Source organism: Enterobacter quasihormaechei (assembly GCF_004331385.1).
GTDB classification, from domain to species: Bacteria; Pseudomonadota; Gammaproteobacteria; order Enterobacterales; family Enterobacteriaceae; genus Enterobacter; species Enterobacter quasihormaechei.
Genome location: NZ_SJON01000007.1, coordinates 120552 through 134295, shown reverse-complemented (window position 1 = coordinate 134295; position 13744 = coordinate 120552). Strand labels below are relative to the sequence as shown.

The following is a 13744-nucleotide window of genomic DNA, read 5'->3' as shown; positions in this document are numbered from 1 at the left end:
AGAATAGGGTGAGCGCCCGCAGCGCGGGCGCCTGAGGGTCAGAAGGACATGGTTACGCCGGCGTAATACGCGCGGCCCGGTTCGTTATAGGTCGATGCACCGTCATTTTCACGGTAAATCTGCTTGTCAAAGAGGTTGCTGATGCCAGCATTCAGGCGCAGGTTTTTGGTCAGCTGATAATTACTGCCGATACCCACGATGGAATACGCGCCGATCTCTCTGTTGGACATCGCATTCTCCTCTTTGCGGATTTCAGCGTTCTCTCTGGGCTTCTGGCGACCGTACATCGTCCAGCTTACGTTGGCTGAAAGTTTGCTGTTAACCTCCCAGTCCAGCATGGTGTTGACGGTATATTTGGGGATGATAGACAGCGGGTTGCCGGTGTCTTTACTTTCAGACTGGATCATATACGTCGCATTGGTACGCCAGGTCAGCGTGTCGCGAATAACCGGCACGGTGAGGTTACCTTCCAGCCCTTCAACAACGGCCTTGCCGCCGTTCTCCCATTGCAGGATATTTACGTCGTTGCTTGTCTGCCCCAGCACGTCCGTTCCTGAAACGATCTTGTTTTTGTAATCGTTGCGGAACCAGGTAATTCCAGCCTCGTAGCCTTCCAGGGCAAAGGCCAGGCCGATCTCTTTGTTCACGCTGATTTCCGGATCCAGATCCGGGTTGCCTAACAGGTAGCAGCTTCCCTCGGAAATGTTGTTTGGACAACCGTTCCCGCGGGTGGAAAGCAGATAGCCTTCGCTGGACTGATACAGGTTCGGCGCTTTAAATACCCGAGCGATACCCGCCTTCACCTTGAACATGTCGCCTAAATCCTGTGAAACGTTAAGGCTTGGGCTCCAGTTGCTGCCAAATTTATTGTGATAATCGAAGCGGATCCCCGGGATCAGGTTGGTCCCCTGACGCGCTTCAATATTGTCCTCAAGATAGATCCCGGTGAGATCGGCGCTGTTTTTGCTGTTGCGCTCGGAAGCGGTGCCGGAAACGCCGTTAATCACTTCTCCCGACACGTCCGTCGCCTGCATTGACGCCGGGTCGTTGAGCTCATCGCGGTTCCACTCCGCGCCGATGGTCAGCGTCTGGTCCACCAGCCAGAACAGCGGAATGTTCAGCTCGCCTGTGGAACGGTACGACTCAAGCCGGCTGGTGTCGTACTTGTCGCTGTTGATCATACCCTCAACTCTGCCCGTCGACCCTTCCTGCAAGCGGGTGTTGTTAGTTTTCTCGTAATAGACGCCAAACTTCGACTGGCCCCAGTCCCAGATGCCGTTGTGCGTGATGCCGTATGACTGGCGGTACATACGGTTAGTTTCGTGACCGTACAGGGACGATACCAGGCCACCAGGGCTGACGTTGCCGTTGCTGTACTGCGTATCGCCCGCGTAGATATTGCCCTGGCGGCTGTAGCTGTAGTCGAAGTCGATAATCTGCTGCGGCGTGAGTTTCCAGGAGAGAAGGGCGTTGATGTCTTTGTTTCGTACGCCTTCGCGTCCGGCGGCGTAAGAGCCGTTTTGCGCGGTGTTAATATCCTCGGCGTCCGCGTCGGTTTTGTTGATGTTCCCGTAAAGGCGCATCGTTAACGCATCGCCTGCGAGAGGACCGCTCAGATCGAAGTTAGCGCGTTTTGTCGCTCCCTCTTTATCATTTTCAGGCTGGTTGGTGTAGAGCGAGAGCGAGCCGTGCCAGTCGTTGGTCGGGCGTTTGGTAATGATGTTGACGACGCCACCGGCAGCCCCGGAGCCATAGCGAGCGGCGGCAGGCCCGCGGAGCACTTCAATGCGCTCGACCATTTCTGGCGGAACCCAGTTGGTGTCCCCGCGGGTGTCGCGCTCGCCGCGCCAGCTGTAGCGCACCGAGTTACGGGACGTCACCGGCACGCCGTCAATCAGGATCAGGGTATTTTCCGGCCCCATACCGCGAATATCGATCTGGCGGTTGTTACCGCGGCTGCCCGTCGCGCTGTTGCCGGTGAGGTTTACCCCGGGCATTTTACGAATGATTTCAGAAAGATCGTTTACCGGCGGATCCTTTTCGATGTCCTTCGCCGTAATAACCGAGACGCCAGGCTGCTGCTTCAGCGCCTCTTCAGCCGTCGCCTGAACCACCATGGTTTCACCGTCGTCGAGAGTCTCTTCTGCTGCGTGCGCGCCCTGGCCCAGTGCCGCAAGGATGGCCAACGTAAGTGAAGCGGGGGCAAATCTTATTATGCTTTTCATCAACTCATTTCCATTTGTTAAAATGCGATGACGAATATTAATGATAGTGATTCTCATTACAATGAGAAGGGAGCAATCTCCATAAAATCTTCATGATTCAGTCATTTTTGAAGAAGGGGGGCGGAATGTGAAAGAAAAGTGAAAAAAGGCCAGATCGCATTGCGATCTGGCCCGTAGGGTTACTGCTTATCGTCCTGCGGCATGTGCCGGTAGATGTACACGCCGCTTAGCAGCGTAAACACGAGCGTCAGGGCCGTCAGGCCAAATACCTTGAAGTTGACCCAGATATTCTGCGGCAGCCAGAAAGCGATGTAGATATTGGCAAGACCGCACAGGATAAAGAACAGCGCCCAGGCCAGGTTCAGACGCCCCCAGACTGCCTGAGGCAGCGTCAGCTCTTTGCCCAGCATGCGCTGGATCAGCGGCTTTTTCATCACCCACTGGCTGATGAGCAGCGCGCCCGCAAACAGGCCATAAATCACCGTGACCTTCCACTTGATGAATTCATCATTGTGGAAGAACAGCGTCAGGCCGCCAAATACCGCCACCATCAGGAAGGTGATGAGTGCCATCTTCTCAACCTTGCGGTAGCGAACCCAGCTATAAATCAGCACCACAGCCGTGGCTACAATCAGCGCCAGCGTGCCGGCATAAATGTCGTACAGCTTATAAAAAGCGAAAAATACGATCAGCGGTAAAAAATCAAGAAACTGCTTCATTCTGCGATCCCGGTTACTGACGAATTAACATGTACAGGCGGAACAAATAGACCAGCAGCACGGCTGAAATCAGGTTGCTCAGCGTATTGGCGACAACCGCACCGACGTTTGGCGTTAACACCGCGAAATTCGGCGCAAACAGCAGTAGCAGCGTTTTGGCCAGTAACCAGCTGATAACGGCCGGCGCGACCAGTCGCATATTTGCCCACGCGAGCCTGATGCTGCTACGCATGGCGGTGAAAATGCCCATTTTGTCCTGCACCACCATGACTGGCGCGAATGAAAGAACGATAGCCAGCAACACGCCAGGAACGACAACCAGCATTATCCCCATCTGGACCAGCAGTGTGGTCAGGAAGATGAGGATAAACAGCTTGGGCAGCACCGGCGCGCTGGCGCCGATTGCACGTAACGCGCTGACGCGTTGCCCGGCAGACACCAGCTGGATCATCAGCAGCACGCCTCCGGCCAGAATGGCATTGCCAATCAGGCCCGAGAAGGTCGATGCCGCAGAGGCGCGCAGCAAGATTTGCTGTTGTTCTGGCGTCATATTCTGCACAAGGTCAAACAACCCCGCGCTGCCTGCAAGATGATCCCCCTGGCTCAGCGTGGCAATCTGTTCATCACTGGGTGAGAACGCATGACCCAGCACCACCGTAATAAAGGCGCACAACAACGCGATCAGTAAAAAGGTAATGAACTGATTGCGGAAAAAATTTCCCGTGTCACGGTAGACAGACTTCGCCGTGATAGACATGCACTCTCCTTGAGTATTGCAGGTGTTAATTAGCCGGCAATTGTACACCGGATATGGCGCTGGTGGCAGCATCAAGGCTTGTATGGAAAAGCATATCTTTGTAAAGCTGCAAAAGAAGGACCCACCCAATCAGACTGTGAGAGCGAGAAATTGTTCAGCCGCTACTGCAAGCGCAAGTGAGGAAAAGCAGAAATTTTTGTAACCGAGAAATGCCATAAATTGACGTGGTAACAACTTATTGCTTTATGTGGTGTCACCAAAAATTAACCTAGATCAATGAATGTTAACTTACTGGTTTTAATGTGATCTGTGTTAGATCACTTATTACTCTTTTGTGAGTATATTCTCCTCCGCAATTAAAACCACAACGATGGAGCGGATATGAAAAAATTAGCGGTGGCAGCCCTTATCTTAAGCAGTCTCTCTGGCGGCGCGTACGCGCATGAAGCAGGTGAATTCTTTATTCGTGCCGGTTCGGCAACGGTGCGCCCAACGGAAGGCTCAGACAGCGTGCTGGGGATGGGCGGTTTCAACGTCAGCAATAATACTCAGCTAGGCTTGACCTTTACCTATATGGCAACGGATAACGTGGGCGTTGAGCTTCTTGCCGCCACGCCGTTTCGTCACCGTGTCGGTTTGGGACCGACCGGAGACATTGCCACGGTGCACCATTTGCCGCCAACGCTGATGGCGCAATGGTACTTTGGGGATTCCAGCAGCAAGGTGCGCCCCTATATTGGCGCGGGCGTTAACTACACCACCTTCTTTGACGAGAAATTTAACGATACCGGGAAAGCGGCCGGTCTCTCCGACCTTAGCCTGAAGGACTCCTGGGGTGTGGCGGGGCAGGTGGGGCTGGACTATCTGATCAATCGCGACTGGCTGATCAACGCCTCGGTCTGGTACATGGATATTGATACCGACGTTCGCTTCAAGGCGGGCGGAGAGCAGCAGAGTATCAGTACCCGTCTGGATCCGTGGGTGTTTATGTTCTCTGCGGGTTACCGTTTCTGATTCGGTAAAAACTGGCCGCACAGCGGCCAGTGCCGGACGTCAAAAAGACGGATAAACGGGGCGTTCGTCCAGCTTCATGCAGTGGCTGAGCGTCGATTCGCCATCATACAGGTAGCTGAACGCATCGCGTGAAATGGAGTGGAACAGAACATCGCCGTTTGCAAAGGGAATAATTTCGGTATCGCCGACACGCTTATGGCCAGCGCCGGTTTCAAAATGCCCGGGCCACTTTTCCTGGGTGTGGTCGTAGACGTGCAGAATAATTTCGACCAGGCCGCGTTCCGGGCAGTTCAGCCGCAAAAACGTCGATGAGAAATTCAAAGACGAAGCGTGAAACGAGATAAAAACAAGCAAAAATCCAATACATCTAAAAAACATCAACGCGTCAAAACCCTACTCAAACCAGACGTAAGATTTTACTTAAGTGTAAATCTTTCCTGTTGCTGTGGATCAATAAGAGTTAAGTTTCAAAAGCCTATGTTAAGTCTTCCTCGCCTTTTGTTCTCGCGGGGACGATATATCCCTGTAAGTCCGTGAATTGCTGTATGGTGGTTCTTCCATACATCTGGCTGGAGGGGATATCCCCAACATCAAATTTGAGTGTCCGGTATGTGCAGGCAAACAGTTTTATTTCACCACGTTTAGCCCGACGCACAGCCAACCTCACGGTGCGGTCTGTTCAGTTTGCGGAACCCGCCTCACCACCCATTCATGCCTCCCGAAACTCAAAAGGCGACGGTGGCTAAAGCCAGCAAGTTGAAACAAGGCCTCTCGTAGAGGCCTTTTTCGTACCTGCGAGCTACTTCTGAATCAAATACCGTATGGTTGGCCCGTCCTGCTGGATATCCAGCACGGTATAGCCGTGGTTTTTAGCATCAAGCGGAATGTTGTTGATGGACTGGGGGCAATCGCTCACCACTTCCAGAATTTCACCTTTTTTCAGCTGCGGTAACGCCTCAAGCGTGGCAACGGCCGGGTAAGGGCAGGGTTCACCCACCATATCGAGACGATAGTCAGGCACGATCTCTTTCATGCGGCATTCTCCTGAGTTTCAGTTTTGACGGTAGCCCGGCGGAAGAAACGCTTCTCTTGTGCAACCACCAGCAAGAAGGCGACAAGCAGCAGGGCGTAGGTCACTATGAGCCCCCCGAGTGGACCAAAGGTATTCAGCAGATTGACCTTGTCCCAGTTGGTTGCCAGCATCGGAGAGACGTCATCCCAGTAGTACGCGAGGAGGGTTGAGCCAATCACGTTACCCAGACCGACCCACCAGTAATGCACCTGGCCTTCCACGGCGCGATACATCCAGCCGGTTTCGCACCCGCCGGCCAGCACGATGCCAAAACCAAACAGCAATCCGCCAATGACCGCATTTGGACCAGCCCACATGATTTTCGGCTCCACGCCAAGCTGCACATAGCTAAAGATGCCGATCGCGCTGACCGCCATACCGGCAATGATTGCCTTCGCCATCATCGTTCGTCCGGTGATCCACATATCGCGAAACGCGGAGGTAAAGCAGATCTGCGCGCGTTCAATCAGCAGGCCGAAACCGACGCCGAACAGCATTGCCAGGCCGAGTTTTGGCTGATTCATCGCCGTGCACATCGCCCATGCAACCATGGCAAAAAAGACCAGCATACCGAGGCGGAAGCGACGACGGGCCTGATCGGGCTTTTGAGTCAACGGAGAGGCAGCGCTCACTTTCGTCATTTTCACCGGAATGCGGAACAGCGGCAGCAGGGTGAACTTTGCGCCGAAGTATGAGCCGATGGCGGTGGCGACGGCAAAGAACCACGCATGCAGCGAGAACTGCGGAATACCGGTAAAGAACGCGGCAAGGTTACAGCCCATCGCCAGGCGGGCGCCAAACCCGGCAATGATACCGCCGACCACGGCCTGCATAATGCGGATGCGGCTTTTCGGCATGCGTAACTTAACGTTGTTGGCCCACAGCGCGGCCGCAAAACAGCCGCCGAACATGCCGATGATCATCATCCCGTCAACGCGGGTCAGCGGTGTGCCCTCAAGATGGATCAGCTTAAAGTAGCCCCACTCTTCGGCATGAACGCCAGCAAGCTGCAATAGCTGTCCACCCCAGCGAGTAAACTCGCCCGTAACGGCCCAGAAGGTGCCGGTAATACCGAAATAATAAGTAGAGAGAATGCCTGCCGCGATAACGGCCGGAACAGGTGACCAGAACTTAACCAGGTAAGTCTGCTTGAAGTAATGCCAGGACATGAATAACCTCTGAACTCAGAAGGATAACGCTAAAAAGAGCCCAGATCATACGCTTACGCGAAAGATTGGAAAGTCATTCACACCGAAAATATCGACAGGATCAATTTTGACAGGTTGCTCTCAGGGAGCAAGGGGGGAAAACCGCCTGGCGCCGGGGCCAGACGGTTGTAACGGTTACGCCCTGCGCGTGGCCGCCTTCATGGATGTGACGAACGTTTTCAGCTCAGCCAGCATCTGCTCAGGTTTATCCACGTTTTTCTCGATAATTTTAACGATAGCCGAACCGGAAATGGCCCCGGCGGCCTTCGCGTCAATGGCCGCAGTAACCTGATCCGGAGACGAAATCCCGAAGCCCTGAAGCGGTGGTGCGGCATGGTATTCTGCCAGCTTCTCCACCAGGTGATGCAGCGGCAGCGCGGCTTTGTTCTCCGCGCCGGTCACGCCCGCACGGGAGAGCAGGTAGGTGTACCCTCGTCCGTAAGAGGCAATCTGGCGCAACAGGTCGTCATCGGCATTCGGCGGACAGATGAAAATCGGCGCGACGTTGTGGCGCATCGCCGCCTGACGGAACGGCGCGGACTCTTCAACGGGCACGTCAGCCACCAGCACGGAGTCGACACCCACGCGGGCGCACTCGGCGTAAAATGCATCAATACCGCGGCTGAAGACCAGGTTGGCGTACATCAGCAGGCCAATCGGTATGGTCGGGTGTTTCTGGCGGATCGCCGCCAGCATTTCAAAGCACTGGGTCGGCGTCACGCCTGCCGCAAAGGCGCGCAGGGTGGCGTTCTGGATGGTCGGGCCATCCGCCAGCGGATCGGAGAAGGGAATACCGAGCTCCAGCGCGTCGGCGCCGGCTGCGATCAGGGTGTCGATAATCTTCAGCGACTGCTCGGGGCCGGGGTCGCCCAGCGTCACGAAGGGAACGAACGCGCCTTCCTGGCGGGATTTCAGTTCAGCAAATACGTTGTCGTAGCGTTCCATCAAATTTCCCCTCGTGCTTTCAGAATATCGTGAACGGTAAAGATATCTTTATCCCCGCGGCCGGAAAGGTTCACCACCAGCAGTTGCTCTTTTTCCGGGTTTTCCTTCATCATTTTCAGCGCGTGCGCAAGGGCGTGGGAGGACTCCAGCGCCGGGATGATCCCTTCATTGCGGCACAGCGTTTTGAAGGCCTCCAGCGCTTCGTCATCGGTGATGGAGACGTAATCCGCGCGCCCCGTGCTGTTCAGGAAGGCGTGCTGTGGCCCAACGGACGGGAAATCCAGCCCGGCAGAAATCGAGTAAGACTCTTCGATCTGTCCTTCGTCGGTCTGCATCATCGGGGCTCTCATGCCGAAGTAGATCCCCACGCGGCCATGCTTCAGCGGCGCGCCGTGCTCGCCCGTTTCAATGCCGTGACCGGCAGGCTCGACGCCAATCAGCCCAACGCGGGTTTCGTCGATAAAATCGGCAAACATGCCGATGGCGTTAGACCCGCCGCCGACGCAGGCAATCACCGCATCCGGCAGGCGACCCTCTTTTTCAAGGATCTGCGCTTTGGTCTCTTCACCGATCATGCGCTGGAATTCGCGCACGATGGTCGGGAACGGGTGCGGGCCCGCCGCGGTGCCGAGCATATAGTGGGCGGTTTCGTAACTGCCAGACCAGTCGCGCAGCGCTTCGTTACAGGCATCTTTCAGCGTGGCGGAGCCGCTGTGCACCGGGATCACCTCCGCGCCCATCAAACGCATACGGAACACGTTCGGCGACTGGCGCTCAACGTCTTTGGCACCCATATAGATGCGGCACTTCAGGCCGAGCAGGGCACTGGCGAGGGCAGAGGCCACGCCGTGCTGGCCCGCGCCGGTTTCAGCGATAATTTCGGTTTTACCCATGCGCTTAGCGAGCAGCGCCTGGCCCAGCACCTGGTTAGTTTTGTGCGCGCCGCCGTGCAGCAGATCTTCACGCTTAAGGTAGAGCGTGGTTTTTGTGCCTTCGGTCAGGTTACGGCATTTGGTCAGCGCCGTCGGACGGCCCGCGTAGTTTTTCAGCAGGTCGGTAAACTCCGCCTGAAACGCCGGATCTTTTTGCGCGCTCACGAACGCTTCTTCCAGCTGGCGCAGCGCGGGCATCAGGATTTGTGGGACGTACATCCCACCGAACTCACCAAAATACGGGTTAAGTAATGTCGTCATCTTCTCTTCCTTAATATGCACGCAGAGTTTTGAATACCGATGCCAGCTTGCTGGCGTCTTTTATGCCCGGTTGGGACTCTACGCCTGAATTGAAATCGAGGCCGGCGCAGCCGGTTTTGGCCGCTTCCACACAATTATCGGGGCTTAATCCCCCCGCCAGCAGGACATTGTCCAGCGCTTCTCCACGCAGCAGCGACCAGTCGAAGCGCTGCCCCGTACCGCCCTGACCGTTGTCGAGCACGTATTTATCAACATGATTCAGGTTACGCGCGGGCAGGGTGTCACCGACGCTCTGCGCTTTCCAGATCTGAACCTGTGGCGCCAGAACATGTCGCAGAGCATCGATATACGCCTGATCTTCGTCGCCATGCAGCTGGACCGCGCTCAGGGATAACGCGTCCGTTTTTGCTGCAATGTCGGTGATATCCGCATTGCGGAATACGCCCACATAGCTGAGTGGTGCAGCCGCAATCACCCTGCGCGCCTGCTCTTCACTAACCACGCGAGGAGAGGACTCAACAAAGATCAGGCCTCCATAGATGGCGCCCGCTTCATACGCGGCCTGCGCGTCCTGTTCGCGGGTCAGGCCGCAGACTTTGTTCTCACCCAACAGCACGCGGCGCACGGCAGCATTGAGATCGTCGTGTTCCATCATCGCGGAGCCGATCAGGAAACCGTTAGCAAAGTGGCTCAGCTCGCGCACCTGGGCGTAGCTGTTAATGCCGGATTCGCTGATCACCGTGACGCCCGCGCCCAGACGCGGCGCAAGCTGGCGCGTACGGTTGAGGTCAATCGACAGGTCGCGCAGATCGCGGTTGTTAATGCCGACCACTTTCGCCTCCAGCGCGATGGCGCGCTCCAGCTCCTCTTCGTTGCTCACTTCGGTCAGGACGCCCATGTTCAGGCTATGCGCGACGGCGGAGAGCTGGCGATACTGTTCGTCGTCGAGCACGGAGAGCATCAGCAGGCAGGCATCGGCCTGATAAAAACGCGCCAGCCAGATCTGATACGGGTCGATAATAAAGTCTTTGCAAAGAATCGGCTGCGGGGCGATGCCGCTGACGACGGGCAGAAAATCAAAGCTGCCCTGGAAATATTTTTCATCCGTCAGCACGGAGATGGCAGACGCATGATGCTTGTAGATACCGGCAATACGCGCCGGGTCGAAATCGTCACGGATCACACCCCTGGAGGGAGACGCTTTTTTACACTCCAGAATAAACGCAGTGCGCGCGCCCCGGAGGGCATCATAGAAACGACGGCTGCTCGGCACGACGTCATTCTGGAAACTGGCAAGCGGCTGCTGTTGCTTGCGGGCTTCCACCCAGATGGCCTTATCGGCAACGATTTTCGCTAAAACGGTCTGCATTATTTACCCTCTTGCCGCAAGTGCGGTAACGCGATCGTAAGCTGCACCGGAGCGCAGTACGTCCAGAACTTTTTGGGCGTTGGCTTTCAGATCTTCCTCGCCATGTAAACGCATCAGCATGGCAACGTTGGCCGCCACGGCGGCCTCATGGGCAGCCTCACCTTTACCTTGTAATAAGCGCGTGAGAATGTCACGGTTTTCTTCCGGCGTACCGCCAGCCAGCGCATCCTGATGATACGGGGTCAACCCGAAGTCAGCGGCATCAAGCTGATAGTTCAGCACTTCACCGTTATTCAGTTCGGCCACCAGCGTAGGCGCATGCAGAGAAACCTCATCCATTCCGCCGCTATGTACCACGGCGGCACGTTTGTAACCCAGAACGCGCAGCGTCTCGGCAATCGGCAGCACCAGCTCCGGGCTGTAAACGCCAATCAGCGCCAGCGGCGGGTGCGCCGGGTTAATGAGGGGACCGAGCACGTTAAACAGCGTGCGGGTTTTAAGCTGCTGGCGAACCGGCATCGCGTGGCGGAAACCGGTGTGGTACTTCGGCGCAAACAGGAAGCAGACGCCAAGATCGTCCAGCGCTTCACGGGAACGCTCGGCGTTCATGTCCAGGTTGATGCCGAAAGCGGCCAGCAGGTCGGACGAACCGGACCGGCTGGAGACGCTGCGGTTGCCGTGCTTGGCCACCTTCAGGCCGCAGGCCGCCGCCACAAAGGCGCTGGCGGTCGAAATGTTGATGCTGTTGCTGCCGTCGCCACCGGTCCCGACGATATCCGCAAACTGGTAGTCCGGACGCGGGAACGGGGCGGCATTTTCCAGCAGCGCGGTGGCCGCACCGGCAATCTCCTGCGGGCTTTCGCCGCGCACTTTCATGCTCACCAGCGCAGCGGCCAGCTGCTCAGGCTTCAGCTCGCCCCGCACGACGGCGGAGAAAAGCTGGTGGCTCTCCTGCTGGCTCAGGGTCTGGGCCTGATACAGTTTTTCCAGAATCGGTTGCAGGGTATTGGTCTGCTCCAGCTTTTGCAGCGCCCAGTCGAGCGTTTGCTCCAGCAGGCGCGCGCCATTGGACGTCAGGATAGATTCCGGGTGGAACTGCATCCCGCAGACGCGATCCGCATCATGACGAACCGCCATCACCATTCCTTCAAACGAGGCGTTGATGGTCAGCCCGGCCGGAATATTGCTGCCGACAAGCGAGTGGTAACGCGCCACTGGAAGCGGGTTCGGCAGTCCGGCAAACATCGCCTGACCGTCATGTTCAATGCTCGACGCTTTACCATGCAGGATCTCACCCGCCTGACCGACGTAACCGCCGTAGGCTTCCACGATTGCCTGGTGGCCGAGGCAGATACCGATAATCGGCAGCTTGCCGCGCATGCGTGTCAACAGTTCAGGCATACAGCCCGCTTCGCTCGGCGCGCCTGGGCCCGGGGAGAGCATCAGCACCGGGTTTTGCATGGTCGCCAGACGGTCAATCAGCGTCTGAGCCGGAACGTGGTTGCGATAGATAACAACGTTATGACCATTCGCACGCAGCTGATCTGCCAGGTTGTAGGTAAAGGAGTCGATATTATCGAGCAGCAGAATGTCAGCCATCAGAAAATCTCCTGTGCATGGTGTGCGGTAGCAATGGCGCGCAGTACCGCGCGTGCTTTACTGCGGGTTTCGTCAGCTTCAGACTGCGGAACAGAATCAAGAACAATCCCGGCCCCGGCCTGGACGGTAGCAATGCCGTCCTCAACGTAGGCGGAGCGGATCACGATGCAGGTATCAAGATCGCCGTGAGCGGTGAAATAGCCCACCGCACCACCGTAGCTGCCGCGACGGCGTCCTTCCGCTTCGGCAATCAGCTGCATGGCGCGCACCTTCGGCGCGCCGCTCAGGGTGCCCATATTCATGCAGGCGCGGTAGGCATGCAGAACGTCGAGGTCGTGGCGCAGCTCACCGACCACGCGGGAAACCAGATGCATGACGAAGGAGTAGCGGTCTACTTTGGTCAGATCCGCTACGTAACGGCTGCCCGGCGTGCAAATTCGCGCCAGATCGTTACGCGCCAGGTCAACCAGCATCAGGTGCTCGGACAGCTCTTTGTGGTCGGTACGCATTTCCAGTTCGATGCGGCTGTCGAGATCGCGGTCCAGGGAACCATCGGCACGACGGCCGCGTGGACGGGTGCCCGCAATCGGGTAGATCTCAATCTGTCGGCTGGTGGCGTCGTACTTCAGGGAGCTTTCCGGCGACGCGCCAAACAGCGTGAAGTCATTGTCCTGCATAAAGAACATGTACGGGCTTGGGTTGCTTTTTTTCAGCACATCGTAAGCCGCCAGCGGCGACGGGCAGGGCAGTGAGAAGCGACGGGACGGCACCACCTGGAAAATTTCCCCGGCGCGAATCGCTTTTTGCATCTGACGTACCACCGCGCCGTATTGATCGTCGGTCTGACTTACCTCGCAGGTCATCTCCTCAATGCGCTGCACCGGCAGCGCAGGCGGTGCTTCCGACATCTGCTGTTGCAGTTGCGCGATGCGCTGCTCAAGGCGGTTTTTCTCAGACCCCGACGGAGTGAACAGGCTGGCCTGGATGCGGGTATATTTTTTCTGATGGTCGATCACCAGCAGGGTTTCGGCCAGGTAGAAGCAGTAGTCCGGGCAGCGGTTGCCCTGCTCGGTTGCCGGTAAATCTTCAAAGCCGGCTACCAGGTCGTAAGCAAACAGCCCGCCAAAGAACATCGCTTCGCGCTCATCTTCCGGCACGGTGACCAGATTTTGCAGCAGGCGGAAGGCATCGAAAACGGACAGCGAGCAGAGGCGGGCATCTTCATCCAGCAGCTGGCTCACCGGCGGGAAATGCAGAATACGCAGGTCCGGGTGCCGTTCATTTTCAATGCCTGAAGGCAGCGCCGCATCCAGCAGCGGCAGCAGCGACGCGCCATTGTCAGACAACGCCTTGATGGTGACGGTGTCACCTAACGCGGTAATGCGCAGCGCGCTGTCAACCAGCAGCAGGCTTTTGAGGTCGTCCTTGCTGTCGATATCCGCAGACTCCAGCAGCAGCGTCGCGGGACGTGCGCCGCACACCTGATGAAACAGCGCGGTAGGGTTATGGCGATAGGCCGCCTCGCAGGTCAGCAGTTCGAGGTGTGGTTTGGCTGTTTGCATGGTGTTGTTCTCATATTTTGTTCAAAAAAAAGCCCGCTGGGTAGCGGGCGGGTATCTGTTTGCATTTCGCAGACGCGTGAC

At 56.7% G+C, this 13744-nt stretch carries 13 protein-coding genes, 1 pseudogene and 1 other annotated feature (1 of these 15 running past the window's edge); of the genes and pseudogenes, 2 read left to right on the top strand and 12 right to left on the bottom strand.

What is annotated here, in order from left to right; all coding sequences use genetic code 11:
- Positions 1 to 38: 38 nt before the first annotated feature.
- From E0L16_RS11645 to E0L16_RS11630, 4 genes and pseudogenes are all read right to left on the bottom strand, one after another.
- Positions 39 to 2225 (bottom strand): TonB-dependent siderophore receptor, encoded by a 2187-nt coding sequence (locus E0L16_RS11645; protein WP_107535484.1) that lies wholly within the window; start codon positions 2223 to 2225, stop codon positions 39 to 41.
- Between the two features lie 179 nt (positions 2226 to 2404).
- On the bottom strand, positions 2405 to 2944 hold the full coding sequence (locus E0L16_RS11640; protein ID WP_063452258.1) for a septation protein A: 540 nt from the start codon (positions 2942 to 2944) through the stop codon (positions 2405 to 2407).
- 13 nt (positions 2945 to 2957) lie between these two features.
- A complete protein-coding gene (locus E0L16_RS11635; RefSeq protein WP_045347760.1) occupies positions 2958 to 3701 on the bottom strand; it encodes a YciC family protein in 744 nt (247 codons plus the stop codon).
- 25 nt (positions 3702 to 3726) lie between these two features.
- Positions 3727 to 3807 (bottom strand): annotated as a pseudogene (locus E0L16_RS11630) (YkgJ family cysteine cluster protein); the annotation flags it as partial.
- A gap of 275 nt (positions 3808 to 4082) precedes the next feature.
- Between E0L16_RS11630 and ompW the strand changes: the two are divergent.
- Positions 4083 to 4715 carry an outer membrane protein OmpW gene (ompW, locus tag E0L16_RS11625; protein ID WP_063866546.1) on the top strand — a complete coding sequence of 211 codons (633 nt, stop codon included), beginning with the start codon at positions 4083 to 4085 and terminating at the stop codon, positions 4713 to 4715.
- A 39-nt stretch (positions 4716 to 4754) separates the two neighbouring features.
- On the opposite strand, the gene E0L16_RS11620 is transcribed toward ompW, so the two are convergent.
- Complete coding sequence (locus tag E0L16_RS11620) at positions 4755 to 5036, bottom strand: hypothetical protein (protein WP_370551720.1); 282 nt, start codon at positions 5034 to 5036, stop codon at positions 4755 to 4757.
- A 217-nt stretch (positions 5037 to 5253) separates the two neighbouring features.
- On the opposite strand from E0L16_RS11620, the gene ymcF reads away from it, so the two are divergent.
- The gene (gene ymcF, locus E0L16_RS22375; RefSeq protein WP_486599011.1) at positions 5254 to 5475 is read left to right on the top strand and encodes a cold shock small protein YmcF; all 222 of its coding nucleotides are present in this window, start codon (positions 5254 to 5256) and stop codon (positions 5473 to 5475) included.
- Between the two features lie 39 nt (positions 5476 to 5514).
- Here ymcF and yedF read toward each other — a convergent pair whose 3' ends face one another.
- From yedF to E0L16_RS11585, 7 genes are all read right to left on the bottom strand, one after another.
- Positions 5515 to 5748, bottom strand: coding sequence for a sulfurtransferase-like selenium metabolism protein YedF (yedF, locus tag E0L16_RS11615; RefSeq protein ID WP_003856774.1), 234 nt, complete (start codon positions 5746 to 5748; stop codon positions 5515 to 5517).
- Positions 5745 to 6956 (bottom strand): selenium metabolism membrane protein YedE/FdhT, encoded by a 1212-nt coding sequence (yedE, locus tag E0L16_RS11610; RefSeq protein WP_131636977.1) that lies wholly within the window; start codon positions 6954 to 6956, stop codon positions 5745 to 5747. Before yedE ends, yedF begins: the two co-directional genes overlap by 4 nt.
- 174 nt (positions 6957 to 7130) lie before the next feature.
- The gene (trpA, locus tag E0L16_RS11605; RefSeq protein WP_063452263.1) at positions 7131 to 7940 is read right to left on the bottom strand and encodes a tryptophan synthase subunit alpha; all 810 of its coding nucleotides are present in this window, start codon (positions 7938 to 7940) and stop codon (positions 7131 to 7133) included.
- Positions 7940 to 9133, bottom strand: coding sequence for a tryptophan synthase subunit beta (gene trpB / locus E0L16_RS11600; protein ID WP_131636976.1), 1194 nt, complete (start codon positions 9131 to 9133; stop codon positions 7940 to 7942). The genes trpA and trpB overlap by 1 nt, the downstream gene beginning before the upstream one ends.
- A gap of 10 nt (positions 9134 to 9143) precedes the next feature.
- Entirely contained in the window at positions 9144 to 10502 is a 1359-nt protein-coding gene (gene trpCF / locus E0L16_RS11595) for a bifunctional indole-3-glycerol-phosphate synthase TrpC/phosphoribosylanthranilate isomerase TrpF (RefSeq protein WP_131636975.1), read from the bottom strand.
- A gap of 3 nt (positions 10503 to 10505) precedes the next feature.
- A complete protein-coding gene (trpD, locus tag E0L16_RS11590; protein ID WP_063452266.1) occupies positions 10506 to 12101 on the bottom strand; it encodes a bifunctional anthranilate synthase glutamate amidotransferase component TrpG/anthranilate phosphoribosyltransferase TrpD in 1596 nt (531 codons plus the stop codon).
- Entirely contained in the window at positions 12101 to 13663 is a 1563-nt protein-coding gene (locus E0L16_RS11585; RefSeq protein ID WP_131636974.1) for an anthranilate synthase component 1, read from the bottom strand. The genes trpD and E0L16_RS11585 overlap by 1 nt, the downstream gene beginning before the upstream one ends.
- Before the next feature lie 23 nt (positions 13664 to 13686).
- Positions 13687 to 13744, bottom strand: a sequence feature (Trp leader region); it runs 36 nt beyond the window's last position.